The organism is Streptomyces sp. Qhu_M48, from assembly GCF_051305195.1.
Lineage (GTDB): Bacteria > Actinomycetota > Actinomycetes > Streptomycetales > Streptomycetaceae > Streptomyces.
On the sequence record NZ_CP195432.1, the window covers coordinates 5,144,632 to 5,170,081 of the forward strand.

22 protein-coding genes are annotated in these 25,450 nt (G+C 74.0%); 14 read left to right on the forward strand and 8 right to left on the reverse strand.

The window, feature by feature from the left end:
• Nucleotides 1-46: 46 nt before the first annotated feature.
• Nucleotides 47-2,380, forward strand: coding sequence for an FdhF/YdeP family oxidoreductase (locus tag ACRRSS_RS23295; RefSeq protein WP_435973069.1), 2,334 nt, complete (start codon nt 47-49; stop codon nt 2,378-2,380).
• Between the two features lie 243 nt (nt 2,381-2,623).
• A complete protein-coding gene (fdhD, locus tag ACRRSS_RS23300; protein ID WP_435973070.1) occupies nt 2,624-3,460 on the forward strand; it encodes a formate dehydrogenase accessory sulfurtransferase FdhD in 837 nt (278 codons plus the stop codon).
• A gap of 169 nt (nt 3,461-3,629) precedes the next feature.
• Here fdhD and ACRRSS_RS23305 read toward each other — a convergent pair whose 3' ends face one another.
• Nucleotides 3,630-3,797, reverse strand: coding sequence for a hypothetical protein (locus tag ACRRSS_RS23305; RefSeq protein WP_435973071.1), 168 nt, complete (start codon nt 3,795-3,797; stop codon nt 3,630-3,632).
• A gap of 3 nt (nt 3,798-3,800) precedes the next feature.
• The gene (locus ACRRSS_RS23310; protein ID WP_435973072.1) at nt 3,801-6,341 is read right to left on the reverse strand and encodes an ATP-dependent Clp protease ATP-binding subunit; all 2,541 of its coding nucleotides are present in this window, start codon (nt 6,339-6,341) and stop codon (nt 3,801-3,803) included.
• A gap of 333 nt (nt 6,342-6,674) precedes the next feature.
• Between ACRRSS_RS23310 and ACRRSS_RS23315 the strand changes: the two genes are divergently transcribed.
• A complete protein-coding gene (locus tag ACRRSS_RS23315; protein ID WP_435973073.1) occupies nt 6,675-7,952 on the forward strand; it encodes a YhgE/Pip domain-containing protein in 1,278 nt (425 codons plus the stop codon).
• Nucleotides 7,953-7,977: 25 nt separating this feature from the next.
• Here ACRRSS_RS23315 and recQ read toward each other — a convergent pair whose 3' ends face one another.
• On the reverse strand, nt 7,978-10,119 hold the full coding sequence (gene recQ / locus ACRRSS_RS23320; RefSeq protein WP_435973074.1) for a DNA helicase RecQ: 2,142 nt from the start codon (nt 10,117-10,119) through the stop codon (nt 7,978-7,980).
• Nucleotides 10,120-10,316: 197 nt separating this feature from the next.
• Here recQ and ACRRSS_RS23325 point away from each other — a divergent pair, with 197 nt between their 5' ends.
• Nucleotides 10,317-10,568, forward strand: coding sequence for an EF-hand domain-containing protein (locus tag ACRRSS_RS23325; protein WP_435973075.1), 252 nt, complete (start codon nt 10,317-10,319; stop codon nt 10,566-10,568).
• A gap of 201 nt (nt 10,569-10,769) precedes the next feature.
• On the opposite strand, the gene ACRRSS_RS23330 is transcribed toward ACRRSS_RS23325, so the two are convergent.
• Nucleotides 10,770-11,069, reverse strand: coding sequence for a hypothetical protein (locus tag ACRRSS_RS23330; protein ID WP_435973076.1), 300 nt, complete (start codon nt 11,067-11,069; stop codon nt 10,770-10,772).
• 306 nt (nt 11,070-11,375) lie between these two features.
• On the opposite strand from ACRRSS_RS23330, the gene ACRRSS_RS23335 reads away from it, so the two are divergent.
• The 7 genes from ACRRSS_RS23335 (at nt 11,376) to ACRRSS_RS23365 (ending at nt 16,046) form a co-directional block, all read left to right on the forward strand.
• Nucleotides 11,376-11,546, forward strand: coding sequence for a hypothetical protein (locus tag ACRRSS_RS23335; RefSeq protein ID WP_435973077.1), 171 nt, complete (start codon nt 11,376-11,378; stop codon nt 11,544-11,546).
• A 67-nt stretch (nt 11,547-11,613) separates the two neighbouring features.
• Nucleotides 11,614-12,537 (forward strand): pirin family protein, encoded by a 924-nt coding sequence (locus ACRRSS_RS23340; protein ID WP_435973078.1) that lies wholly within the window; start codon nt 11,614-11,616, stop codon nt 12,535-12,537.
• A gap of 70 nt (nt 12,538-12,607) precedes the next feature.
• A complete protein-coding gene (locus tag ACRRSS_RS23345; protein WP_435973079.1) occupies nt 12,608-12,949 on the forward strand; it encodes a GNAT family N-acetyltransferase in 342 nt (113 codons plus the stop codon).
• Between the two features lie 447 nt (nt 12,950-13,396).
• Nucleotides 13,397-13,687, forward strand: a complete 291-nt coding sequence (locus ACRRSS_RS23350; protein ID WP_435973080.1) for a hypothetical protein — start codon at nt 13,397-13,399, stop codon at nt 13,685-13,687.
• Nucleotides 13,688-13,771: 84 nt separating this feature from the next.
• Nucleotides 13,772-14,407 (forward strand): metal ABC transporter ATP-binding protein, encoded by a 636-nt coding sequence (locus tag ACRRSS_RS23355; RefSeq protein WP_435973081.1) that lies wholly within the window; start codon nt 13,772-13,774, stop codon nt 14,405-14,407.
• Nucleotides 14,404-15,282: a metal ABC transporter permease gene (locus tag ACRRSS_RS23360; RefSeq protein ID WP_435973082.1), complete on the forward strand. Its 879-nt coding sequence runs from the start codon at nt 14,404-14,406 to the stop codon at nt 15,280-15,282. Before ACRRSS_RS23355 ends, ACRRSS_RS23360 begins: the two co-directional genes overlap by 4 nt.
• The gene (locus ACRRSS_RS23365; protein ID WP_435973083.1) at nt 15,231-16,046 is read left to right on the forward strand and encodes a metal ABC transporter solute-binding protein, Zn/Mn family; all 816 of its coding nucleotides are present in this window, start codon (nt 15,231-15,233) and stop codon (nt 16,044-16,046) included. The genes ACRRSS_RS23360 and ACRRSS_RS23365 overlap by 52 nt, the downstream gene beginning before the upstream one ends.
• Before the next feature lie 81 nt (nt 16,047-16,127).
• Here the strand turns inward: ACRRSS_RS23365 and ACRRSS_RS23370 are convergent, their stop codons facing one another.
• Both ACRRSS_RS23370 and ACRRSS_RS23375 read right to left on the reverse strand, forming a co-directional pair.
• A complete protein-coding gene (locus tag ACRRSS_RS23370; RefSeq protein WP_435973084.1) occupies nt 16,128-17,846 on the reverse strand; it encodes a class I adenylate-forming enzyme family protein in 1,719 nt (572 codons plus the stop codon).
• Nucleotides 17,843-19,678 (reverse strand): CoA transferase, encoded by a 1,836-nt coding sequence (locus tag ACRRSS_RS23375; RefSeq protein ID WP_435973085.1) that lies wholly within the window; start codon nt 19,676-19,678, stop codon nt 17,843-17,845. Before ACRRSS_RS23375 ends, ACRRSS_RS23370 begins: the two co-directional genes overlap by 4 nt.
• A gap of 143 nt (nt 19,679-19,821) precedes the next feature.
• On the opposite strand from ACRRSS_RS23375, the gene ACRRSS_RS23380 reads away from it, so the two are divergent.
• Nucleotides 19,822-21,018, forward strand: a complete 1,197-nt coding sequence (locus tag ACRRSS_RS23380) for an acyl-CoA dehydrogenase family protein (RefSeq protein WP_435973086.1) — start codon at nt 19,822-19,824, stop codon at nt 21,016-21,018.
• On the opposite strand, the gene ACRRSS_RS23385 is transcribed toward ACRRSS_RS23380, so the two are convergent.
• Together ACRRSS_RS23385 and ACRRSS_RS23390 are read right to left on the reverse strand one after the other, a co-directional pair.
• Nucleotides 21,005-22,126: a sugar ABC transporter permease gene (locus ACRRSS_RS23385; protein WP_435973087.1), complete on the reverse strand. Its 1,122-nt coding sequence runs from the start codon at nt 22,124-22,126 to the stop codon at nt 21,005-21,007. The two genes, ACRRSS_RS23380 and ACRRSS_RS23385, sit on opposite strands and share 14 nt — an antisense overlap.
• The gene (locus tag ACRRSS_RS23390; protein ID WP_435973088.1) at nt 22,123-23,340 is read right to left on the reverse strand and encodes an MFS transporter; all 1,218 of its coding nucleotides are present in this window, start codon (nt 23,338-23,340) and stop codon (nt 22,123-22,125) included. The genes ACRRSS_RS23385 and ACRRSS_RS23390 overlap by 4 nt, the downstream gene beginning before the upstream one ends.
• Nucleotides 23,341-23,699: 359 nt before the next feature.
• Between ACRRSS_RS23390 and ACRRSS_RS23395 the strand changes: the two genes are divergently transcribed.
• Nucleotides 23,700-24,419: a hypothetical protein gene (locus ACRRSS_RS23395; protein ID WP_435973089.1), complete on the forward strand. Its 720-nt coding sequence runs from the start codon at nt 23,700-23,702 to the stop codon at nt 24,417-24,419.
• 136 nt (nt 24,420-24,555) lie between these two features.
• Nucleotides 24,556-25,239 carry a sigma-70 family RNA polymerase sigma factor gene (locus tag ACRRSS_RS23400; RefSeq protein ID WP_435973090.1) on the forward strand — a complete coding sequence of 228 codons (684 nt, stop codon included), beginning with the start codon at nt 24,556-24,558 and terminating at the stop codon, nt 25,237-25,239.
• Nucleotides 25,240-25,450 lie beyond the last annotated feature (211 nt).

The window sequence follows — 25,450 nt, forward strand, 5'->3', positions numbered from 1 at the left end:
CGTTCCGTCACGTCCCATGCTTCCGCGTGGGGAGAGGGTGAACGCCTTGAGCACCGACCAGGAAGCCCCGACCCCCCAGGACGCGCCGGAACCCCTGGAGCCCAGGGTGGGCCCCACCCCTGAGGGCGATCCCGAGTTCCACCCCTATCACCACCCCGCCGCCGGCTGGGGCGCGGCCAAGGGCGTCACCGGCTTCCTCGTACGCGAGAGGGCCCTGGTGGACGGCCCGCGCGCGATCATGCGGATGAACCACGAGAACACCGGTTTCGACTGTCCCGGCTGCGCGTGGCCCGACGACACCAAGGGGCTGCACCTGGACATCTGCGAGAACGGGATCAAGCACGTCACCTGGGAGATGACCCGCAAGCGGGTCGGCCGCGAGTTCTTCGCGGCGCACTCGGTGTCCGAGCTGGCCGGGTGGAGCGACTACGACCTCGAGAACGAGGGCCGGCTGACCGAGCCGATGGTCTACGACCCGGACTCCGACCACTACGTGCCCGTCACGTGGAAGGACGCGTTCGAGGTGGTCGGCCGGGCCCTGCGCGGCCTCGACGACCCGAACGAGGCGTCGTTCTACACCTCCGGACGCCTCGGCAACGAGGCCACCTTCCTCTACCAGCTGATGGCCCGCGAACTGGGCACCAACAACCTGCCCGACTGCTCCAACATGTGCCACGAGGCCAGCGGCCGCGCCCTCCAGGCCTCCCTGGGGACGGGCAAGGGCACCGTCGACCTCCAGGACTGGGAGACCGCCGACGCGCTGTTCATCTTCGGGGTGAACGCCGCCTCCAACGCGCCCCGGATGCTGACCGCCCTCGCCGAGGCCCACCACCGCGGCGCCCAGATCGTGCACGTCAACCCGCTCGTCGAGGCAGCCGCCACCCGCACCATCGTCCCGCACGACTTCACGGACATGGCCCTCTTCAAGGCGACGAAGACCAGCACGCTGAACCTCCAGCCCCGCATCGGCGGCGACATGGCGCTGGTCCGCGGCATGGCCAAGGCGATCCTGGAGCGGTCCACGACCGACCCCAAGGCGCTCGACCGGGAGTTCGTCGACCGGCACACGGCCGGATTCGACGCGTACCGCGCGGTGTGCGAGGCCACCCCGTGGGAGGAGATCGAGCGGCAGTCCGGGCTGAGCCGCGCCGACGTCCTCAAGGCCGCCCAGGTGTACGGCGAGGCCGACCGCTCCATCGTCAGCTGGTGTCTGGGCCTCACCCAGCACGAGCACGGGGTCGACACCGTCCGCGAGATCGTCAACCTGCTGCTGCTCCGCGGCAACCTGGGCCGTGAGGGCGCCGGCCCCTCCCCCGTCCGCGGACACAGCAACGTCCAGGGCAACCGCACCTGCGGCATCGACCACCGTCCGGGCGACGCGTTCCTCGACCGGCTCGCCGAGGTCTGCCAGATCGAGCCGCCGCGCGAGCACGGCCTGGACACCGTCCGCACCATCGAGGCGATGGTGCGGGGCGAGATCAAGGTGTTCGTCGGCATGGGGGGCAACTTCGCCCTCGCGGCCCCCGACACCCCGCTCACCTACGCGGCGCTGCGCACCTGCGACCTCACCGTCCAGGTGAGCACCAAGCTCAACCGCAGCCACATCGTCCACGGCGCTCGGGCCCTCATCCTGCCGTGCCTCGGCCGCACCGAGAAGGACCACCAGCGCAAGGGGATCCAGAGCACCTCCGTCGAGGACTCGATGAGCATGGTGCACCTGTCGATCGGTATGAAGCGCCCGGCGTCGACGCAGCTCCTGTCCGAGCCGGCCATCGTGGCCGGCATGGCGCGTGCCGCGCTCCCCGACAGCGCCACGCCCTGGGAGTGGTACATCGAGGACTACGACCGCATCCGGGACACCATGGCCAAGGCCCTCGACGGCTTCGAGGACTTCAACCGGCGGGTGCGCCTGCCGCTCGGCTTCCGCATCAAGCAGCCGGCCCGCGAGCTGGTCTTCCTCACCCCGTCCGGGCGCGCCGAGTTCTCCAGCGCCCCGCTGCCCGACGTCGTGCCCGAGCCCGGCACCCTGGCCCTGGGCACCATGCGCTCCCACGACCAGTGGAACACCACGATCTACTCGGACAACGACCGCTACCGGGGCGTCAAGAACCTGCGCACCCTGGTCTTCATGAACCGGGCCGACATGCGGGAGCGCGGGATCGCCGACATGGCACCGGTCGACATCACGTCGACCGCGAAGGACGGGAGCGAGAGGCACCTGAACGGCTACCTCGCGATCCCGTACGACATCCCCCGCGGCTGCGCGGCCGGGTACATGCCCGAGATGAACGTGCTGTGCGCGCTCGTCGACTACAGCACCCAGAGCGACCAGCCGATCATGAAGCACGTCAAGGTGACCATCGAGCCGGCCGCCGCCTGACCGCGCGCCCGGCCCTTCCCGTACAGCGTGCGGTCACGGCGGTCGGGCCGTCCGGGCCTCCCGGTCGCGGTGACCGCGACCGGGAGGCCGCTCCGGGAGCAGGTACGTGGACCCGTGGTCCGCCTCGAACGCACCCGTGACTCCGCCTCACACGGCCCCCGTGACAGAGTCGTACACGGCCGCCCGGAGAGGCACGACCACCACCACACCGTCGGAGCGGCGCTCCGAGGAGAGGAGCGAACCATGGGACGAGTGACCGTACGGCGGCGCGTCCTGCGCGTGCGGGAGGGTGACTCCTCCTACCGCCCGGACACCCTGGCCGCCGAGGAACCGATGGAGATCCGGGTCGGCGGGCGCCCGCTGACGGTGACCATGCGCACGCCGGGGGACGACTTCGACCTCGCGGTCGGCTTCCTGGTGAGCGAGGGCGTGGTCCACCGGGCCGAGGACGTGGCCGGCATCCGCTACTGCGCGGGCGCCACCGCCGACGGCGGCAACACGTACAACGTGGTGGACGTCGGTCTGGCACCCGGGGTGGCGGCCCCGGACGCGTCCCTCGAGCGGAACTTCTACACGACGTCCTCGTGCGGCCTGTGCGGCAAGGCCAGCCTGGACGCGGTGCGCACCACGGCCGCCTGGTCGGTCGCCGAGGACCCGCTGCGGATCGGGACGGACGCGCTGGCCGCCCTCCCCGACCGGCTGCGCGCGGCCCAGAAGGTGTTCGACAGCACCGGCGGTCTGCACGCGGCGGGGCTCTTCACGGCCGACGGCGAGCTGGTGTGCCTCCGGGAGGACGTCGGGCGGCACAACGCCGTCGACAAGGTCGTCGGCCACGCCCTGCGGGAGGGGCTCCTGCCGCTGCGCGGTTCGGTCCTGATGGTGAGCGGGCGGGCCTCGTTCGAGCTGGTGCAGAAGGCGGTGATGGCCGGCATCCCGCTGCTCGCGGCCGTCTCGGCGCCGTCCTCGCTCGCGGTCGACCTCGCCGCGGAGAGCGGTCTGACCCTGGTCGGTTTCCTGCGCGGTTCCTCGATGAACGTGTACTCGGGTGACGAGCGGCTGCTCCCGGTGCCGGTGGCCTGACCTCTCCGGACGGAGCCGGTCCCGGTGCCCGTGGCCTGACACCTTCCGGACGGTACCCGCGCTCTCCGTGGGATCCCGGGCCGGACCGATGTGGCCGCCGCCCTGGAGCGGCTGCCCGAGGAACGGGCCGGCCGGGACCGGCCGGACCGTCCTGTTCCGAGGACCCGGGCTAGTCCGCCTGCCTCTCCCCGTCCGGGGGAAGGCCCACGTCCTCGCGGTCCTCCTCCAGGCGCTCCTCGACCTCCTCCTCGTCCGGGCGGCGGGGCATCCCACGGCCGTGGCCGGTGTCGGGGTCGCCCTCGACCTCTTCGTTCGACTTGTGGTGGTGATGGGCCATCGGTCACTCCTCGCCTTCGGGGGCGGCGGGCGCCGCGGGGGTCCCGCCGCCGTCGCCCTTGCGGATCGTGCAGTGCAGGGAGTCGTCGATCACGTCGGCGACGATCGTGTCCCCGGGGTCGGCCTCTCCGCCGAGCAGCAGGGAGGCGACGCGGTTGTCGAGTTCGGTCTGGATCGTGCGGCGCAGCGGGCGGGCACCGAACTCCGGCTGGTAGCCGTGGGCCACGAGCAGCTTCTTCGCCGCGTCCGTGACCTCCAGGGTCAGGCCCTGCGCGTGCACCCGGTGCTTGCTGCGGTCCAGGAGGTGGTCGACGATCTCCGACAGGTCCGCCTCGGTGAGGCTGTGGAAGACGATGATGTCGTCGATGCGGTTGAGGAACTCGGGCAGGAAGCGGCCGCGCAGATCCTCCATCAGCTCTTCCTTGAGCTCCGCCGCGTCGCCCTGGTGGGCGAGGATGCGATGGGCGCCGATGTTGGACGTCATGATGATGACGCAGTGCCGGAAGTCGACCGTGCGGCCCTGTCCGTCGGTGAGCCGCCCGTCGTCGAGGATCTGGAGCAGGGTGTTGAAGACGTCGGGGTGCGCCTTCTCCACCTCGTCGAACAGCACCACGCTGTACGGGTTGCGCCGGACCTTCTCGGTGAGCTGACCGGCCTCCTCGTACCCGACGTACCCGGGAGGCGCGCCGACGAGCCGGGCGACCGTGTGCTTCTCCTGGAACTCGCTCATGTCGAACCGGATCATCCGGTCCTCGTCGCCGAACAGCAGGTCGGCGAGGGTCTTGGCGAGTTCGGTCTTGCCCACGCCCGTGGGCCCCAGGAAGAGGAACGAGCCGACGGGCCGGTTCGGGTCGCCCATGCCGGCGCGGCTGCGGCGCACGGCCTCGGAGACCGCCGTGACGGCCTCGTCCTGGCCGACGATCCGGGCGTGCATCTCCTCCTCCAGTCTGAGGAGCTTCTCCTTCTCGCTGGCGGTGAGCTGGGAGACCGGGATGCCGGTGCGGCGCGAGACGATGTCGGCGATGTCGGAGGCGGTGACGGAGACGACGCCCTCGCGACGCTCCTCGATGCCGGCGAGTTCGCCCTCCGCCTCGGCGATCTGCCGCTTGAGGTCCGAGGCCTTCTCGAACTGCTCGGCGGAGACGGCCTGGTCCTTCTCGCGGCGCAGCTTGGCGAGGCTGTCCTCGCGGCTGACGACCTCGGTGGAGCGGTTGGCGCTGCGCAGCCGTACGCGCGCGCCCGCCTGGTCCATCAGGTCGATGGCCTTGTCGGGAAGGAAACGGTCGCTGATGTACCGGTCGGAGAGCACGGCGGCCGCCGTGAGGGCGCCGTCGGCGAACCGGACCTGGTGGTGGGCCTCGTAGGCGTCGCGGAGTCCTTCGAGGATCTGCACGGTCTCCTCGACCGTGGGCTCCGGGATGAGGACGGGCTGGAAGCGGCGTTCGAGGGCGGCGTCCTTCTCGATGTGCTTGCGGTACTCGTCGATCGTCGTGGCTCCCACGACGTGCAGCTCGCCGCGCGCGAGGGCGGGCTTGAGCATGTTGCCCGCGTCCATGGAGCCCTCGCCCGTCGCGCCCGCGCCGACGACCGTGTGGAGTTCGTCGATGAACAGGATGATCTCGCCACCGGCCTGCTGGACGTCCTCGATGACCTTCTTGAGGCGTTCCTCGAACTGGCCCCGGTACTGCGCGCCGGCCACCATGCCCGACAGGTCGAGGGAGACGACCCGCTTGTCCTTCAGGGTGTCGGGCACCTCCCCGGCGACGATGCGCTGGGCGAGGCCCTCGACGATGGCGGTCTTGCCGACGCCGGGTTCGCCGATGAGCACGGGGTTGTTCTTGGAGCGCCGGGAGAGGATCTCGATGGTCTGCTCGATCTCGTCCGCGCGGCCGACCACCGGGTCGAGCCTGCCGGCCTTCGCCTCGTCCGTCAGGTCCCGCCCGAACTCGTCCAGGGTGGTGGCCGGCTGCTTCTGTTGCTTCCCGGCGGCCGGAGCGTCCCCGTCGGAGCGTGCCGCCTGGTCCGTGAGGCCGCGCAGCTTCCTGACGTCCATGTCGTCGGCGCGCATGAGCCGGGTGGCGCCCGAGTCGGCGTCGTCGAGGAGCGCCGCGAGGATGTGCTCGGGGCCGATGTACGAGACACCCGCCTGCTGCGAGCGGCCGTAGGCGGCGGCCAGGGTGCGCTTGGCGGCGGGGGTGAGCCCGGGCTCCGAGGAGGGCTCGCCGGCCTCCCGGGGCAGCACCTCGTCGAGCTGGGCCGCGAGCGCCTCGGGGTCCACCCCGACCTGGGACAGCAGACGGCGCGAGGGGTCGACCTGGGTCGCCGCCCACAGGAGGTGTTCCGTGTCGAGGTCGGGGGTGCCGTCCTCGACCGCCTTGCGGGCCGCCAGGTTGAGGAGTTCGTGCGAGGACTCGGTCAGCAGGCGCCCGATGGGGACGCGCTGCACCGCTGGGGGCGACGACGCCGGCGACATTCCGAAGAATCGATTCAGCATGTCACTGAACGGATCGGACGAACCGAACGGTGAACCGAACGCCATCGACATGTCAGCTCCAGAGACGCATGAGGGGGCATTCCCACTCAAACGTGACGGACATGGCTCCGCAACCGGAGTCGGACCCCACGGAAGCAGCGGCCCGACCCCGAGGAATCCGGAGTCCGACCCCACAGAAGCGGCGGGCCGGCCCCAAGGAATCCGGAGTCCGACCCCACGAAAGCACGTGCCGGGGGCCGGCGGTGCGGGCAGCCCGACCCCGCGGAATCGCGCACCGGGGCCCGGCGGAACGGACGGCGCACCCCCCTCCCCCGGGCCGACACGCCCCCTCCCCTTACGGGTCGCAATCCCCGCCACGGCGGCGCTCGCGCCGACGATGACACCATGACGTCCGCGATCCCCCCGAACACCCCCGGCCCCCAGCTCCGCGCCGGGGCCCTCGTCCGGAACCCCAAGCTGTGGCTCGTACCGGCCGTGCTGAGCGCCCTGGTCGCCGTGGGACTCTCGCTCCTCTACATGGGCGGCATCCTCAACCCGACCGACAACCTGCACAGGCTGCCCGTCGCCCTGGTCGACGAGGACCGGGGCGCCCCGCTGCCCGGGCAGCGGGAGAACCTCGGGAAGCAGATCACCGACGCGATCGTCTCCGACGGCTCGTCGAGGACCGACGTCGACTGGCGGCGGCTCGACCGCGCGGCGGCCCAGGACGCCCTGGCGTCGGGCAAGGTCTTCGGCGCCCTGGTCGTCCCGGCGGACTTCACCGCGTCCGTCGCGGCCCTGACCACGAACCGGGCCACGGAACGGCCGACGCTCACCGTGCTCACCAATCCCGGCGTCGGCAGCCTCGGTTCCTCCCTGACCGCGCAGATCAACCAGAGCGCGGCCCACCGGGCCTCGCTCACGATCGGCAAGCAGCTCGCGGCCTCCACCGCCGTCCCGACGACCCGGCTGCTCCTCACCGACCCGGTGGCCGTCACCACCCGGGTCGGCCACCCGATCGGCCGGCACAGCGGCCTGGGCCTGACCGCCTTCTACTACACCCTGCTGCTCGTCCTCGGCGGCTTCATCGGCGGCAACCTCGTCAACAGCGGCGTCGACACCGCGCTCGGCTACGCCGACAGCGAGATCGGCCCCTGGCACTCCCGCCACCCGGCGGTGCCCATCAGCCGTACCCAGACGCTTCTCCTGAAAATGCTCATGACGGCGGGCATCTCGCTCCTCACCACCAGCCTCGTCATGCTGGCCACGATCACCGTCCTCGGCATGGACGCCTCGCACCTGCCGATGCTGTGGCTCTTCTCCTACTGCGCGACCGTCGCCGTCGGTCTGGGCGTCCAGGCCATCAACGCGGCCTTCGGCGGCATCGGCCAGCTCGTGTCGATGTTCGTCTTCATCGCCCTCGCCCTCCCCTCCTCCGGCGCGACCGTCCCCCTGGAGGCCACCCCCGGCTTCTACCGCTTCCTGGGCGTCTTCGAGCCGATGCACCAGCTCAGCGCCGGGGTGCGGTCCATCCTGTACTTCGACGCCCGCGCCGACGCCGGCCTGGCCCGCGGCTGGATCATGATCGCGGTCGGCATGGCCGCCGCCGTGGCGTTCGGCTTCGCCATGACCCACTACTACGACCGCAGGGGCCTGCGCCGCCTCACGCCGCAGCCCGCGTGACCCGTCCCGACACCGGAAGTCCGGACTACCGCCAGTCGTCGAAGGGCGGCGGCTCCTCCATCTCGTCCAGGTCGTAGGGCGGCTCCTCGTCGTACGGCGCGGCGTGCTCCGGTACGGAGACCGGCGCGGCGGCGCGGGCGGGGGCCGCCGCACGACCGGAGCCGGAGCGCGAGGCGGAGCCGGAGCGCGAGGCGGAGCCGGAGCGCGAGGCCGAAGCGGGACCGGCGTCCGAAGCGGGACCGGCGTCCGAAGCGGGACCCGGACCGGCGTCCGGAGCGGGGGCCGCGCTGTCACCCGCCGCGCCGGACTCCGCCAGCGCTTCGAGGACGCCCTCGGCGTACTTGGTGAGCTTGGCCTCTCCGACGCCACCGATGGTGCCGAGCTCCTCGACCGTGCCCGGGAGCCGCGTCGCGATCTCCCGCAGCGTGGCGTCGTGGAAGACGACGTACGCCGGTACGCCTTGCTCGCGGGCGGTCGCCGCCCGCCAGGCGCGCAGCGCCTCGAAGACCGGCACGGCCGCCGCCGGCAGATCGACCGGCACACGGGCGCCCTTCCCGGAGCGCGCCCCGGACTCCTTGCGGGAGGCGGCGGCCGGCGCCTTCTCCTTCCGGAGGGTGACGGTGCGGCGTCCGCCGAGCACCTCGCCGCTCTCCTCCGTGAGCACGAGGGTCCCGTAGTCGCCCTCCACCGCGAGGAGCCCCAGCGCGAGGAGCTGACGCACGACCCCGCGCCACTCCGCCGTCCCCAGCTCCGCACCGACGCCGAACACGGAGAGCCCGTCGTGGTCGAACTGGATGACCTTCGCCGTCTTCTTGCCCTGCAGGATGTCGATGATCTGGCCGGCGCCGAACTTCTGGCGCCGCTCCTTGGCCAGCCGCCACACGGTGGACAGGAGCTTCTGCGCGGCGACCGTCCCGTCCCAGGACTCGGCCGGGGTCAGGCAGGTGTCGCAGTTGCCGCACGGAAGGCCGGACTGACCGAAGTACGCGAGGAGGCGCACCCGGCGGCAGTCGACCGTCTCGCAGAGCGCGAGCATGGCCTCCAGGTGCATGGCGAGGGCGCGCCGGTGCTGCTCGTCGCCCTCGGAGCCGTCGATCATCTTGCGCTGCTGGACCACGTCCTGCAGGCCGTACGCCAGCCAGGCCGTGGCCGGTTCCCCGTCGCGGCCCGCGCGGCCGGTCTCCTGGTAGTAGCCCTCGACCGACTTCGGCAGGTCGAGGTGGGCCACGAAGCGGACGTCCGGCTTGTCGATGCCCATGCCGAAGGCGATGGTCGCCACCACGACGACGCCGTCCTCCCGCAGGAAGCGGGACTGGTTCGCCGCGCGCGTCCGGGCGTCCATGCCCGCGTGGTACGGCACGGCGTCGACGCCGTTCTCCACGAGGAGGGCCGCGGTCTTCTCCACCGAGGCGCGGGAGAGGCAGTAGACGACCCCCGCGTCCCCCTCGTGCTCGGTCCTGATCAGTTCGAGGAGCTGCTTGTGCGGGCTGTTCTTCGGGACGATGCGGTACTGGATGTTCGGCCGGTCGAAGCCGGCGACGAAGTGCCGGGCGTCCTCCAGGCCGAGCCGCGCGGCGATCTCCTTGTGGGTGGCCTCGGTGGCCGTCGCGGTCAGCGCGATCCGGGGCACCTTCGGCCAGCGCTCGTGGAGCATCGAGAGAGCGAGGTAGTCGGGCCGGAAGTCGTGGCCCCACTGGGCGACGCAGTGGGCCTCGTCGATCGCGAAGAGCGACACCGTGCCCCGGTCGAGGAGCCGCTGGGTGCCCTCGGTCCGCAGGCGCTCGGGGGCCAGGTAGAGCAGGTCGAGCTCGTCGGCGAGGAAGGCCTGCTCGACGGCCTGCCGCTCGTACGGGTCCTGCGTCGAGTTGAGGAAGCCGGCCCGCACCCCGAGGGCCCTGAGCGCGTCCACCTGGTCCTGCATCAGGGCGATGAGCGGTGAGATCACGACGCCCGTGCCGTCTCTGACCAGGGCCGGGATCTGGTAGCACAGGGACTTTCCGCCGCCGGTCGGCATCAGGACGAGGGCGTCGCCGCCGTCGACGACCTGCTCGATGATCTCCTGCTGCTCGCCTCGGAAGGAGCTGTAGCCGAAGACGCGGTGGAGCACCTGCGCAGCCTCGGAGCTCGTGGCTTCGGAGATCACGGCGGAACCGTCGGAAAGGACCATTCACCCACCCTATCGGCCCCCGCCGACACCCCGGCCGCACCGGGAAGACCTGTGGAAAACCTCCCACCGACTCCGTTCCGCCCCGCACGACCCGGCCCGGCCCGGTGACAGGCTTGAGGCAACCTGCGGAGCGAACCAGGCGTCCTCCCTCACAGGGACACACCGGCCGCCACGGCCACAGGGGACAGGACACATCTATGAGCGACAAGGCCCGCACTCTCTTCGACGCCCTCGACCTCGACCACGACGGCACCCTGACGCGCGTCGAGGTCATCAACGCCCTGCGGGCCGAGGGCCCGACCCTGGCCGCGCGGGGAGTGATCCCGTTCTGGGGCGTGGGGACCGCCGACGACGCCTCGGCCCTGTTCGACGCGGCCGACCAGAACGGCGACCGCGTCCTGTCGTTCGAGGAGTTCGCCGCCCTCGTCGACCGCCGCTTCGGCTGGTGACCCCGGACCGCCGCGCCCCGGACGGCGCCCGGGACCACCGCACGGCGGACCGTCCCGCGCCGGACCGCCGCGCCCGGGACCACCGTACGCAGGACAACCGCGCGCGGGACCTGCGCCGCGCATGAGAAAGCCGGCACCGCGCCGCGCGCACGGTGCCGGCCGGGTCCGCCCGAAAGCCCGGCGGGAAGGACTCGCGACCGGTCAGGAGATCTCGGGGAGCAGCCCGGTGGCCGGGGCGGCGAGGTCGGTGAGCTGGTGGATCTGGTGGAGGTCGTTCAGCCGGTTGAGTCCGCCCAGCTGACCGGCGATGCCGGGGAACTGCGCGCGGGACTCCTCGGGAATCCCCGTGGTGGTGAGGGCGTCGAGTTCGCTGATCGGGTTGATCGGGTTGATCGGCGGGCCGATCGGGCTGGTGGCGGCGACGGCCTGCGCCGACGCGCCGAGGCACGTGAAGGCGGCGGCGACGGCGAGGACCGAGGAGATGCGTCGTGTAGAGGTCACACCCTCACAACGGCCCGCCGCGCCGACGGACACGGCCACTCCCCCACCCACACCGCCTGAAAGCACCACCAAGGGGGATAGCGCACGGGTGTCGGCACCGGGCGGCTCCTGCGCGCCGCCGAGGTGGCCGGCCGTCCCCCTGTGGTGGCCGGGCGGCATCCTGGGGCGGGACCGGCGGCCACCGCACCGCGTGGCGACACGGGGGACCGACCGCGACGGGGTGGTACGTGTCCCTGTCCGCGACGCCCGCCGCCCGTGGGGCGTCCGGGGGACGGCGGGTCCGGGGGCACCCCCTCCCCGTCACGCATGGAGCGTCCGAGGACGCGCGAGCTGCTGGTCGACGCGGCCCACACGCTGGCTCCGCCGAAGGGCGACCCACGCGCCGCCGCGGCCGCTCATGCTCGCTACCGTTTCCAGCGGCTGACGGCGGAGCGCGTCGGCGCGGACGCCGGGCCCCGTGCGCGCGCCGGTTCGTGAGGCTATGATCATCACAGTAGTTGAAATCACAACTACATTTCGCCACCAGGTGTGAAAGGGGTCGGACATGGACGACACGGAGGTCGAGGTCCTCACCGCCCGGGACGTCCCGCTGGGCGGCCCGCGCGCCATGACCGTGCGGCGCACCCTGCCCCAGCGGTCCCGGACGCTCATCGGGGCCTGGTGTTTCGCCGACCACTACGGCCCCGACGAGGTCGCCTCGTCCGGCGGGATGGACGTCGCCCCCCACCCGCACACCGGCCTGCAGACGGTGAGCTGGCTCTTCGCCGGGGAGATCGAGCACCGCGACAGCCTGGGCAGCCACGCCTTCGTACGGCCCGGCGAGCTCAACCTCATGACCGGCGGCCACGGGATCAGCCACACCGAGGTCTCCTCGCCCGGAACCACCGTCCTCCACGGAGTGCAGCTATGGGTGGCGCTGCCCGAGCGACACCGCCACACCGCACGCGACTTCCAGCACCACGCCCCGAAGCCCGTACGGCTCGACGGCGCGGAACTCCGGGTGTTCCTCGGCACGCTCGCGGGCGAGACCTCCCCCGTGCCCACCTTCACCCCCCTCCTCGGCGCCGAACTCCTCCTCGACGCCGGTGCCACGGTCACCCTCCCCGTCGACCCCGCCTTCGAGCACGGCCTGCTCGTCGACGCGGGAGACGTCCGACTGGCGGGAACGCTCCTGCGCCCGGCCGAACTGGGCTACGCCGGAACCGGACACTCCACCCTGACCCTGACGAACGAGTCCGACAGCCCCGCGCGAACGGTCCTCCTCGGCGGTACGCCCTTCGACGAGGAGATCGTCATGTGGTGGAACTTCATCGGCCGCCGTCACCAGGACATCGTCGAGGCCAGGGAGGAGTGGGAGCGGGCCTCGGAGCGCTTCGGTCACGTCGACGGTTACCCCGGCGACCGCCTCCCCGCCCCGGCCCTCCCGAACGCCACCCTCGCCCCCCGCCGAAACCCTCCCCGGGCCTGACGCGACGCCCCCACGCCGCACCCCGTCGTCCTACCTCACCCACCGCACCGACCTCACCAGAGAGGCCCCCATGAGCGAGCAGGAATCCACTCCCGTCGTCCGGCGCGTCGACGACCGCCACCGCTACGAGATCCTGGTCGACGGCCGGCGCGCCGGCCTCACCGCGTACCGCGACCGTGAGGACCGGCGCGTCTTCTTCCACACGGAGATCGACGACGCCTACGCCGGCCGGGGTCTCGCCTCCGTCCTCGTCGAGCAGGCCCTGACGGACGTGCGCGCCTCCGGGATGCGGATCGTGCCGATCTGCCCCTACGTGGCGAAGTTCCTGACGAAGCACGGGGAGTTCGCCGACATCACCGACCCGGTGACCCCCGAGGTCGAGAAGTGGCTGGACGGCGTCCTGGGCCGCTGACGACCGCCCGCGCGCCCCCGGTCCGGCGCCCGGCCGGCGCCGGTTCGGGTACGTGCCGCCGCCTCGCCGACCGGCCCCCGGCGTCGCCACTGTGCGGGGGCCCGCGCGGCGCCGCCACCCGGCGGGGGGGGAAGGCCGAGCGGCGGCTTTTCGGGTGCGCACCCACGCGGCCCCTGCCCCGGGCAGCCGGTTCCATGCACGCGACCGGGCCCCATCGCGCGGCGGGCTCGGCTCGCGTCCCGCCCGAGGACCCCGTCGCCCGCCGAAGCATGCGATCACCGGCCACCTCTGCATAACCTGTTCGGACGACGCATAACCTCTTCGTACGTCGCCCCCGACGGGCTTCTCAAGGAAGGACCGCAGGCCACGGCGTCGTCCCAGCACCGAAGATCCGCCTGGCACACCCGCCCTCGGGACGGGTGGCCCGCCGTGAAGACGGGAGGGATCATGCTCATCAGGCACGTTCTCGAAGATCGGGTCCTGCACGTGACGCTCCTGCGTGATCTCGACGTCGCGAGCCGCGCGGCGGCCGCCCTGCAGATCGAGATGCTGCTGGTCGCCGACCGGCCGCGCCACGTCCGCATCCAGCTGCCCACGGCGGACCCCTCACCCGCCTCGCTCAGCGTGCTCGCCCTGGCCCGTCGGCTGTGCGAGGGCCTGCGCACTCCCCTGACCGTCGTCGGCCCCGTCAGGCCGGCCGCGCCGCCCCGGCCCGCCGCCGCGCACTCACCGTCCTGAGGTACGCGCCGGGTCGTGGGAACCCGGCGGGTGTTCCGTCCGACTTCTTCACCGCACCGGCACGGCAGCGGCGAAGGGCAGAGGATGGGCGGACTGGACATACGCATGCGCGGAGTCGCCTGTCGGCACGGCCGCAGCGAGGCGGTCGTGGGTGTGGACCTGGAGATCGCCGCAGGTGAACGCGTTGCGCTGACCGGCACGAACGGCTCGGGGAAGACGACGCTGCTCCGTGCGGTCCTCGGGCTGCACCGGCAGTCGACCGGCACCATCGAGGTCGGCGGACGCAGCGCCCGCTCGGCGGCCGAGTGGGCGGTGCGGCGCCGGTCCTGCGCGTGGATCCCACAGAAGCCGGCCGCCGGGCGGTTCCCGTTGCGCGGCGACGAGCTCCTGGCGAGCAGCGGGGCACCGGTCGAGGCGGCCGAGGCCGCCGAGCGGCTCGGCGTCGGCGCCCTGACGCCGAGACCCGTGGGCACCCTGTCCGGCGGGCAGTTGCAGCGCGTGTACCTGGCGCGGGCCCTCGGTTGCGTCGCTGCCGGGGCCCAGGTCCTGCTGGCCGACGAGCCGACCGCCGCACTCGACTTCGAGGGTCAGGAGGAGGCCGCCGAGGTCCTGACCGCGCTGCCGGTCACGCTCGTCGTCGTGACCCACGACCGGGCGCTCGCCGAACGGTGCGACCGGGTCCTGGAGATGGCCGCCGGCCGGCTGCGGGAGGTGCGGTGAACGCGCTCGCGGCCGCCGACCTCGGCGCCGTCCTCCAACTCGTCCCCGTGCAGAGGGCCGGAGTGGCCCTGCTCCTCGCGGCCGTCGGACTGCCGGTGATCGGCGTGGTCATCGTCGGCCTGGACATCATGCCGGTCCGGTTCGCGATGATGCACGTGGCGCTCCTCGGCATCGCCGTCGGGCTCCTGACCGGGCTCGACCCGATGCTCTGCGCGCTCGTCGCCTGCGCCCTGTCCGGGGCGGGAATCGCCCCGCTGGCCCGGACGCCGGACGGACTGTCCGGTGCGATGGGCCTGTTGATGAGCCTGGCGATCGCCGCCGCGCTGCTCGTCCTCGCCGTCTCCGGCGTCAACGCCTCCGGGGCGTTCGCGCTCCTGTGGGGGTCGATCCTCTCGGTCGGCACCACCGACCTCGTGGTCCTCGCGGTGCTCGCCGTGGTGGTCCCCTCCCTGTTCTGGTGGCGGCGCCGAGACGTGGCGCTGCTCCTGTACGACCGCGAGCTCGCCCAGTGCTCGGGCGTACCGGTCCGGTTCCTCACCACCGCGCTGCTCGTGCTGGTCGCCGTCGCGGTCGCGGGGGCGATCAAGCTGACCGGTGCGCTCCTCGTCGACGCCCTGACCCTGCTGCCCGCCCTGGCCGCGCGGCGCCTGGGGCGTTCGCTGTGGTCGATCACCCTGTGGGCGGTCGGCATCGGCGTCGCCGTCAACCTGACGGGCTTCCTTCTGGCCCTGTGGCTGGACTGGCCTCCCGGCCCGGTCCTCGTCCTCACGGCGGGGGCTGTCGTCCTCGCCGCGCATCTCGTCCCCGAACGGAGAAACAGCTCATGGCGCGCACCCGCGTCCGTACCGCCCGCATCACTTCCCTCCTCGCACTGAGCGCGGTCCTTCCGCTCGCCACCGGTTGCGGGGGCGAGGACACCTCCTCCTCCGGCGCGGCCGGTCCCGATGCGGCCGGTCACAGGCCGGTGGTGGTCGCCACCACCACCTGGGAGGGGGCCTTCGCCAAGGCGGCGGGGGCCGAGGACGTCACGGTGATCGTGCCGCAGTCGGTGCACCACGCGCCGGACTACGACCCGAAGCCCTCGGACCTGGCGGCCGTCGCGAGGGCGGACTTCGTGCTGTACGCGCCGTTCGAGCCGTACGCGGCGAAGATCAAGGAGGCGGCCGGCTCCAAGGCGAGGCTGGTCGAGGTGAACCTCGACAACGACCCGGCGAAGGCGGGTGCCGAAGTCGCCCGCCTCGGCGCCCTGTTCGGCACGAAGGACGCCGCCGCCCGGTGGAAGAAGGGCCTCGACGCCGAGGTCACGAAGCTGAACGGCGAGCTCAGGTCGGCCTGGCCGGGCGGGAGGAGCCCGGCCGTCGTCTCGCAGGTCTTCACCGGCTGGGCGGCCGGCCTCGCGGGCGCCACGACGGTGGGGACGTACGGCCCCGAGCCCGTCACCCCCGCCCAACTGGCCGCCCTCTCCGCGAAGAAGCCCGCGTACGTGCTCGACAACGCGCACATGTCGACGGGCGAGGTGCTGCCGGACTCGGGCGCGAAGCAGGTGAAGATCGTCAACTACCCGGGTGAGGACCTGGACCTGCTGGCGGTGTACCGGAACGCCGCGGCCGAACTCGGGAAGGCCATGCGCGGAGCCTGAGCCGACGGCGGGCGGAGACGGGACGAGGGGGAGGAAGACAGGACGAGGGGGAGGGACGCGGAGCGCGTCCCTCCCCCTCCGTCACGCCTGGGCCAGGGCGACCGCGCCCCGCTCCGCCTCGACCCGGCGCCGCAGCTCGGCACGGTCGGGTTTGCCGGCGGCGGTCAGCGGCAGTTCCGGCAGCACGAGCAGGTGCTCGGGGTGCTTGTGCCGGTCGAGACCCCGCTCGGACAGATGCCGGCCGAGGTCGGTCAGGGTGGGGGCCCCCGGCCCCTTGACCACCAGGCAGGCCGCCAGCCGCTCCCCCATCCGCTCGTCGGGCACCCCCACGCACACCACGTCCCGGACCCGCGGGTGGGTGACGAGTCCGCGTTCGACCTCGGCGGGGCTGATGTTGGCGCCGCCGCGTATCACCACGTCCTTGAGGCGGCCGACGACGTGCAGGACGCCCTCCTCGTCGAGGAAGCCGAGGTCGCCGGTGCGGACCCAGCCCTCCGCCGTGCGGTACCGGGCGTCGAGTTCCGGGGACGCGACGTAGCAGAGCGGGGTCATCGGGCCGCGCGAGACGATCTCGCCGATCCGTCCGTCGGGCAGCCGCTCGTGGGTGTCGGGGTCGGCGATGCGGATGTCGGCGACCCTGGGGTCGGGCCTGCCCGCGACGACACCGGAGCGGTCGGTGGGCGGGACGGTGTTCCCCAGTCCGGTATGGCAGTTGACGCCGTCGGCCGACCCGTACAGGTTGACGACGGGGCAGCCGAACGCCTCCGCCGCCGCCTTCGCGGTGACCTCGTCGAGGGGAGCGCCGCCCAGGACGAGCGCGGTGGGAGCCGCCGGCGCGGAACCCTCTCCCTCCGCCGCCCCCGTCTTCGCCGGCCCGACCTCCGTCGGCGTCTCCGAGGCCACCGACTCCATGGCCTCCAGCATCATCCGGATCATGGTGGGGACGCCGAGGATGTGGGTCGGGGCGTGTTCGCGTACGGCGGTGAGGGCCGCCTCGGGGGTGAAGTGGTCGAGCAGGACGAGGGTGCCGCCGTGGCGCGCGAGGGTGACGGCCGTGCCGTTCGAGCCGAAGGCCGAGCCGAGCGGGACGAGGAAGAGACACCGGGGCGGGGTGTCGTCGGGCATGAGGGAGGCGAGGAAGTTGCCGCGGCCGCCGGCCAGGGCGTTGTGGGAGTACGCGACCATCTTCGGCTCCGCCTCCGACCCGGAGGAGACGAGGATGCGCGCCGCGCTGTCGGGATCCGGCCGGGCCGGGACGAATCCATGGGGGTCGGTGCGGAGCAGCCGGGCGAGGGGAACCGTTTCCTCGGGGGCGCTGCCGGGTCCGGCGGAGATCACGTGCCGCAGGGCGGGCAGCGCGGACGCCAGCGCGGCGAGGTCGGCCGCGTGGCTCTGGCCCCGGTGCTCGGTGGCGGCGACCACCGCCACGGCCTCGGACCTGCGAAGGAGGCATTCGGCCTCGGCGACCCCGCGACCCACCGGGAAGGGCAGGGCCACGGCGCCGAGGGCGGCGAGGGCGAGGTCCGCGACGACGGCGTCGCGGTTGTTGGGGAGTTGTACGGCGACGACGTCCCCGGCCCCGACCCCGAGGGCCCGAAGGCCCCCGGCGAGACATCGGACCTTGCGGTCGAGGGCCGTGTAACAGAGCTTGCCCCTGGCGTCGACGACGGCCGTCCGGTGCGGGTCGGCGATCCGCCGGGCCCGGAACAGGCTGTACAGGTCGAGGTCCGGGCAGGTGCCGTCGACCGCCCAGGAACGGCGGAGCCGGGCGGGCAGCAGGTCGGTCAGGGTGACGGTCACGCGAAGCTCCAGGGGTCGGGAACGGCGGGGGCGCCGTGCGCGTCCCGGCCGATCGGGCCGGACAGGCGCGGGTCGTGGTGGAGGTCGGACAGGTCGGTGGTGACCGAGGTGGCCGTCAGCCCGTGGGAACGCAGCTGGTCGAGGGCGTCCTCCGTACACATCCCCCGTACGTCGTACGCGGCGGCGGCCGTCGCGCTCGCGTCGCTGGGGGCGATCCAGCCGTCCGAGGTCCGCAGGGGGTGGCGGAAGCCGGCCGGGCGGCGCGGGTCCTCGCCCCGGGCGGCCCGCCGCAGGGCCGGTGCGAGCAGGGTGTCCGCCGCTCCGAGCAGCGAGGATTCGACCCGTACGCCGTGGCCGGTGCGCTCGCGCAGGAGCAGCCCGGCGAGCACCGCCTCGGTTCCGTGCAGGCCGCCCATCAGGTCGAGGAGGGTCATCAGGGACGGTACGGGCGGTTCGTCGGCCGGGTGGACGGCCTCGCCGACGCCGGTGCGGGCCTGCACCATGAAGTCGGTGCCCATCGGGGGGTCGGCGATCCGGTCGGCCCAGCCGCCGGTGTAGGCGTACACGAGGGACGGGTTCACGACGGCCAGGTGCTCGGCGTCGAGGTGTAGCTCCGCCGCCTTGCCCGGGGCCCAGTTGTGCAGGAACACGTCGGCCTCGGCGGCGAGTTCGCGCAGGCCGCTCCGGCCGACGGGCGACTTGATGTCGATCTCGACGGCCTCCTTGCCCCGGTTGAGCGCGAGCCAGCGGGCGGAGACCCCGTCGCAGGCGGGCGGCATCCCGCGCAGGGGGTCGCCGCCCGGCGGCTCGATCCGGATCACCCGCGCCCCGAGGAGGCCCAGGAGGTGCGCGGCGAGGGGTGCCTGGATGCGGCGGCCCGCCTCCAGGACGGTCAGGCCGGTGAGCGGCCGCCCCGGCGCGGGGACGGGGGTCGTCGCCGCGTGGCCCGCCCCCAGGGGGGCGAGGGTCCACGGGTCGGCGCCGTCGGACTCCCCGGCCCGCTCGGCGAGCGTGCGCAGCCGGCACACCTCGGCACCGGAGGCTCCGGCCGCCTGCCGGATCCGCTCCCACGGGTGGAGCCGGGTCACCTCGTGGAGCACGACGGGGAAGGGCGCGCAGGCGGTGGCGTACCGGAACTGGAAGGGCCGCCAGCCCGCCCGTAGCGCGTCGGCGGGGGCCTCCAGGGCTCGCCAGAAGGCCGCCCACTCCCCCGGGTCGAGGGTCTCCAGCTCGAAGAGGACGCCGTCGGCCGAGGTGAACGGCGGTCCGCCGGGGGCGGGTTCGACCGCCTCCGGCTCGTCGGCGCCGGTGGCGGCGAGGTACTGGGAGACGGTGAGCAGGCCGGTACGGTCGACGGCCGTGCTCACGTGGGCCGCCGGACCGCCGGGGCCCCGGGGCGGACCCGCAGGGGTCCGGCCGCCCCGGGCCTGGCCGACCAGCGCGGCGAGCAGGCCCTGGACGGTGAGGACGCCGGTGGCGGTGGCCAGGTAGTCGACGCCGAGGCCGCGCGGGGCCCCGTGGCGACGGCCGTGCACGGCCATCACGCCGGTGGCGGCCTGCGCGGTGGCCTCGTCCTCGATGCCGGAGCCGCGCGCGCCCCAGGCGGTACGGGCCGTGACGGGCGCGAACCCGCCGCCGTGGAGCGTGATCCCGCCGGCTCCCCGGGCCTGCCCGTCCCCGTCCGAGGGCCGGGCGCCCAGGCGCCGGAGGTGGTCGGCCACGACCGCGGTCACGGCCGGAGGCCCGTTGACGTGACAGCGCAACGCGTCGAGGGGACGGGCTGGTTCGAGCGGGCGGCGGACCGCGGTGTGCGTGGTCGCTGGGGACGCCATGCCTCTCCTCTCCTGGCGCGGCGGTGGCCGGCGCGCGGGGACTCTCTCGGTTGCGGGAACCGGCGGGCCGGTGCGTCCGACCACTTCCACGGGCAGGCAGTCGGACGCGTGTTCTGTCGAGTTCCCGGAAGAGGGAGGAAACCATGACGGATCATGACGTAAAGGATCATGGCGCGGCCGATGTCGATCCGCTGCGGAAGCGACTGACCGCGTTCGTCCACGACCGGGTGTTCCCGTGCGAGCCGCTGCTCGACGCCGGTGGGCCGGCCGCCAGGGAGCGACGGGAGCGGCTGCGTACGGAAGCGCGTGAGGCCGGACTGTGGGCGCTGCCCCTCCCGGCCGAACTGGGCGGCGGCGGGGTCGCGTTGAGCGCGTACGCGGCGCTCGCCGAGGCGGAGGGCGCCAGCGACCACGGGCCGGCCGCCGTGGGCTCGGCGCCTCTCCTCGACGTGACCATGCTGGCCCGGCACGGCTCACCGGGCGTGCGTTCCGCACACCTTCCGCGCCTGGTCTCCGGCGACCTCCGCACGTGTTTCGCGATGACGGAGCCGGACACGCCGGGCACCGAGCCGACGCTCTGCTCGACCCGGGCGGAGCGACGGGCCGGCGGCGGCTGGAGCGTCACGGGCCGGAAGTGGTTCGTGTCGCACGCGGCGGACGCGGACCTGGTGACCGTGCTCGCCCGCACCGGCGGATGGGCCGGGGACCGCGAGGGGCTGTCCCTGTTCCTGGTGCCCACCGGCTCCCCCGGCTTCCGGGTCGTGCGCGAGCTGCCTGTCCTCGGCGCGACCGGTCAGTACGAGATCGAGTTCGACCACGTCGAGGTCGACGAGGACCTGCTCGTCGGCGAGCCCGGCCGCGCGCTCGCCGTGGCCGGTGAACGGCTCCAACTCGGGCGCACCCTGCGGGCGTTGCGCTGGGTGGGCCAGGCCCAGCGGGCCTTCGACCTGATGTGCGCGCGCGCCACCGCACGACAGGGCGCGCGCGGACCCCTGGCGGACCGGCAGCTCGTCCAACAGCACGTCTTCGAGGCGCTGTTGTCACTGCGGACGACACGGCCGCTGGTGTACGAGACGATGGCGCTGGTCGCGGAGGGGCGCGACGCCCAGGTGGAGGTGGGCCTGGCGAAGACGGCGGCGGCCCGCACCCTCCAGGAGGTCGCGGACCGTGCCGTCCAGGTCTTCGGCGCCGCCGGGCTCGGCCCGGACACACCGCTGCCCGCGCTGTTCCGCACGGGGCGGACGGCCCGGATCCTCGACGGGCCCGACGAGCAGCACGTCTCCTCGGTGGCCCGGCGCGTGCTGCGCGGCACGCCGGGCACGGGCGTCACACCCGCCTGAGGTCGACCCGCCCGAGGAGCGCGGAGAGGCCCAGGGCCAGGAAGAAGTCGCCCCAGATCAGCTCGTGCCGGACGGCGGTCCCGCTGTGCGCGTCGTAGCAGCCGTCGAGGAGCATGCCCGGCGGGCGGGGGCCTCCCCGTGGGGTGAGATGGGCGTGGGTGAGCCGGCGCAGGACCGCCTCCGCCCGGTGCGCGCACGCGGACGCCCACGCGGCCCCGGGGAGGAGCGCGAGCTTCAGCAGGGCGACCGCCGCGATGGCCCCGGCGGAGGTGTCCAGGGGGCCTTCGGGGTGGCGGGTGTCGGCCGGTGGGACGAGCGGTCCGGTGAGGAACTCGCAGCGGTCGAGGAGCAGTTCGGCCGCGTCGGTCAGACGGTCCGGGTCGCCTTCCAGGTGCAGGAGCCCGTCCGCGACGGACAGGAGGAGCCAGGACTCCCCCCGGGTCCAGCCGGACGCCGGTTCCGCTCCGGCCGTCCAGCCGCCCGTCCCGTCCCAGCGCCAGGCCGGGCGGGGCCGCGCTGCGGGCTCCCGCGGCAGACACAGGTCCAGGTGCCGGTGGAGGTGCGCGGCGGCGGCCGCGCGCCCCTCGGGTCCGGCGGAGGCGAGCAGCGGCACGAGGCCGGGGACACCGTCCGCACGCGCCCGCAGCCGGGGACCGCCGAGCGCCGCGCCCCACGGGACGAGCCCGAGGCCCGGGTCCCAGGCGGCGAGGACGGCGGTCGCCGCGCGCTCGCGCAGCGCCTCGGCGCCCTCCTCGCCGACGGCCGGGGCCGTGCCGTACCAGAGGATGAGCCCGCGGGTCGCGGTGTCGGCGTCGACCCAGGAAGCGAGCCGCTCCCTCGCGGCCACCGCCACCGAGCGGCAGGCGCGGCCGTCGCGTGTGCCGACGGGCACCGCCGGGCCGGGCGCGGCGCCCTCGGTGTGCAGGGCGCGCAGCCACAGGAGTCCCGCCCAGAAGCCGCCGGTCCATGATCCTCGTCCGGTGGTCGTCCAGCGGCCGTCGGCCGGGTCCGCGTACAGCGGGAAGCGGGTGCCCACCTGTTCGGCCGTCTCCCCGACGCGTCGGAGCAGTCGTTCGAGCGGTTCCTCGGCCCAGTGCCCGGGGTTCACGCCGTACCGCCCGCCCTCGTACGGCGGTCCCGCAGCGCCCAGACCAGGGCGACGGCCCCCGCGACCGCGAACTCGGCCGCGACCAGGAGCCAGCCCTGGCCGTACCGGCCGCGTTCCGCCAGCACGCCGAACAGGGGTGGCCCCAGGGCGAATCCGGCGAAGAAGCCCGCCGCGACCAGCGCCGAGTCCTGCCCGGCGCGGCCGGGCGCGGACCGCTGCATCACCAGCACCATCGAGACCGCGTTGCCGGACACGGCGAAGACGCCCACCGCCACGGCCGCGACCCACACCAGCGCCTCGACGTGGACGGTCAGGGACAGGAGCAGAGCCGCTCCCACCGCCCCACCCGCCAGCAGACCCGGAAACCAGGGGGCCCGGCCGGGCGTGGCGGCCCGGGACCAGCCGACCCGGCCGGCGATCCCCGCGACACCCAGGACGGCCACCAGCGCGCCCGCCACCGCGGGCCCCAAGCCGAGGCGTTGGACGCCGAACAGGGCGAGGTAGGTGTTGACGGAGGCGATCCCCGCGCCCAGGAAGAGCGAGAAGGCCGCGAGCCAGGGCACGGAGCCGTCGGGGCGGGACGGCGTACGGACGACGGCGCCGCCCTGCGGCGGCGCGTCGGCCGGCAGCACCCGCCACGCCCATCCGGCCGCGAGCAGCGCCGCTGCGGCGGCCACCCACACCGCGCCCCGCCAACCGAGGAGGCCGGCCGCCGTCGCGAGGGGCAGCCCGGCGACGAACGCGCCCAGCTGGACCCCGGACTGCTTGGCACCGGTGACCGCGCCCCGCCTCGGAGCCGGGACGGCCGCCAGGATCGCCTTGTTGGTGGCCGGATTGGCGAGCGCCTGCGGCAGCCCGCCGAGCGCGACGGCCGCGAGGAGCAGGGCGGCCCCCGGGGCGGCGCCGATGAGCGCGAGCGCCACCGCGGACACCGCGAGCAGCGCCACCAGCGCGCGCCGGGGGCCGATCCGGTCCACGATCCGGCCGCCGACGGGCGAGAGGACGGTCGCCGTGCCGAACCCCACCGTGGTGGTCAGGCCCAGCACCGTCTCAGGGATTCCGAGCCGGTCGACGAGACGCGGGCCGAGGGCGCCGATCAGGAAGAGCTGCATCATCGAGAAGGCCATCGCGGTCGTCAGCAGCGCGGTCAGCCCGCGCGGCGTGCCGTGTCCGGCATCGGCCGGGCCGGTCTCCGTCGTTCCCTCGGTTCTCACCCGGTGCTCCCTTTCCCGTGCCGCGATCGGCCAGGCGGTCCGCCCTCGCCGACCGCGTCCGTCGGTGGGGCGCCGCCGCCTACCCCGCGTACGCGCGCCGCCGCCTTCCCGCCGTACGCGCGCCGCCGCCTTCCCGGCGTACGCGCGCCGCCGCCTTCCCGGCGTACGTGCGTCGGCGTCGGACGGTCCGTCACCGCCGACATCCAGAAGTCGTGCCGTGGAACCGTTGAGTTCCCGAGACACTCTTGTGGGGCGCGCCACAGTCGCGTAGGCATGACCCGACAGGGTCGAGGGGGGCGGCCTCAGCAGGTCCGCTCCCGCCTTCACGCCTCCGGAGAGGGTGCAGGGATGGGCGCGCCATGACACCAGGCCGATGTTCGCGAGGGCTGCGGGCCGCGATGTTCGCGGTCGTCTGTGTGCTGCTCGCGGCCACCGGTCACGTCGTCATGTCGGGCCGGGGCGTGCCCGGTTGGACGCTCCTCCTCGCTCTCGCGGGCACCGTGGCGGTGGCCTGGGCGCTCGCCGGTCGGGAGCGCGGTCCGTGGGCCGTCACGGCGGCGACCGTGGCCGTCCAGGGCCTGCTGCACACGGTGTTCTCCTGGGCCCGGCCACCCGTCGCCGTACCCGCACCGGCGGCGCGGACCGTGACGGACCACGCGCACACGGGCCACGGCATGCTGTCCCACGCGGCCATGGGCCACGGAGCGGCCGTCCCGGCCGCCGACGCGAACGTCGGCGCGGGCGCGAACGTCGTCCGGGGCATCGCCGAGGCACCCGTCGCCCACGACATGACGGACATCGCCTCGTCGTGGGGCATGCTGTCGGCGCACCTGCTGGCCGCGCTCCTCAGCGGGCTCTGGCTGGCGTACGGGGAGCGGGCCGCGTTCCGCCTGCTGCGGGCCCTGCCCCTGGGGCTCTTCCGGCCGCTGCGCCTCCTGATCGCCGCCGTCGTCCCCGTACCGGCGCGGCGGCCCGCTCTCCGGCCGGTCCGCGCGGGTGACGAGCGCGTTCCGCGACGCCTCCTGCTCACCCATTCCGTCATCTCCCGGGGTCCCCCACGGGTGTTCGCTGTCCTCTGACAGCCGGCTCCCCGAGCTCGACGGCACCGATCCGTCGCTCGGGCATCGGCCAGGCCCTTCCGGCCGGCCGTACCCGTCACCGGCGCCGCCCTTCGCGCGCCGCCGGATTCCCCCTGCCCCGTAAGGACTTGTGGCGATGACTCCTGCCCACGACACCTCCCCCCGGCGGCCGGCGAGCACGCCCCGCCCGGCGCGTTCGGCCGATACGGACGCGGCGACGACGCTGCTCGCACTGGCCGCCAGGGACGGCGATCCCGTCAAGACCGATCTCTTCGTACGCGCCCTGCACCCCGACGTCTGGCGGTACGTGGCCTACCTCAGCGCCGACCGCCAGGCGGCCGACGACCTCGCGCAGGAGGTCTTCCTCCGGGCGCTCCCGGCGCTGCCCCGGTTCGAGGGGCGGTCCTCGGCCCGTACCTGGTTGCTGTCCATAGCCCGGAGGACCGTGGTCGACAGCCTGCGGCACGCGGCCGCCCGGCCCCGGCTCTCCGACCGGGACGACTGGCAGGCGGAGGCCGAACACACCCAGCCCCGGGGGCTTCCCGGCTTCGAGGACGGCATCGCCCTCGCCGAACTCCTGGCCGCGATCCCGGCCGAGCGGAAGGAGGCGTTCGTCCTCACCCAACTCCTCGGTCTGCCCTACGCCGAGGCCGCCGAGACCATCGGCTGTCCCGTCGGCACGGTCCGCTCGCGCGTGGCTCGGGCCCGCGCCTCGCTGGTCGACCTGCTGCGGGGCGAGGAGACGCCCCGGCCGGCGTCCCCCTCCGACGAGGGGTCCGCGCCCCGGAGCAGGTTCACCCGGGCTCCGGCCCTGGCCTGACCTCAGGGGACACGGGGGATGACGGTCGACCTCCCGTGTCACAGGACGACGGTGGCGGGCTCGCGGGGCGCCCCGGGCCCCCCACCGGACGTCGCCACCACCGTTCCCGCCCCGTCGCCACCATCGTTCCCGCCCCGTCGCCACCACCTTCCCAGTCCCGTCGCCACCACCGTCCCCGCCCCGTCGCCAACCCCGCTCCTGCCGTCGGACG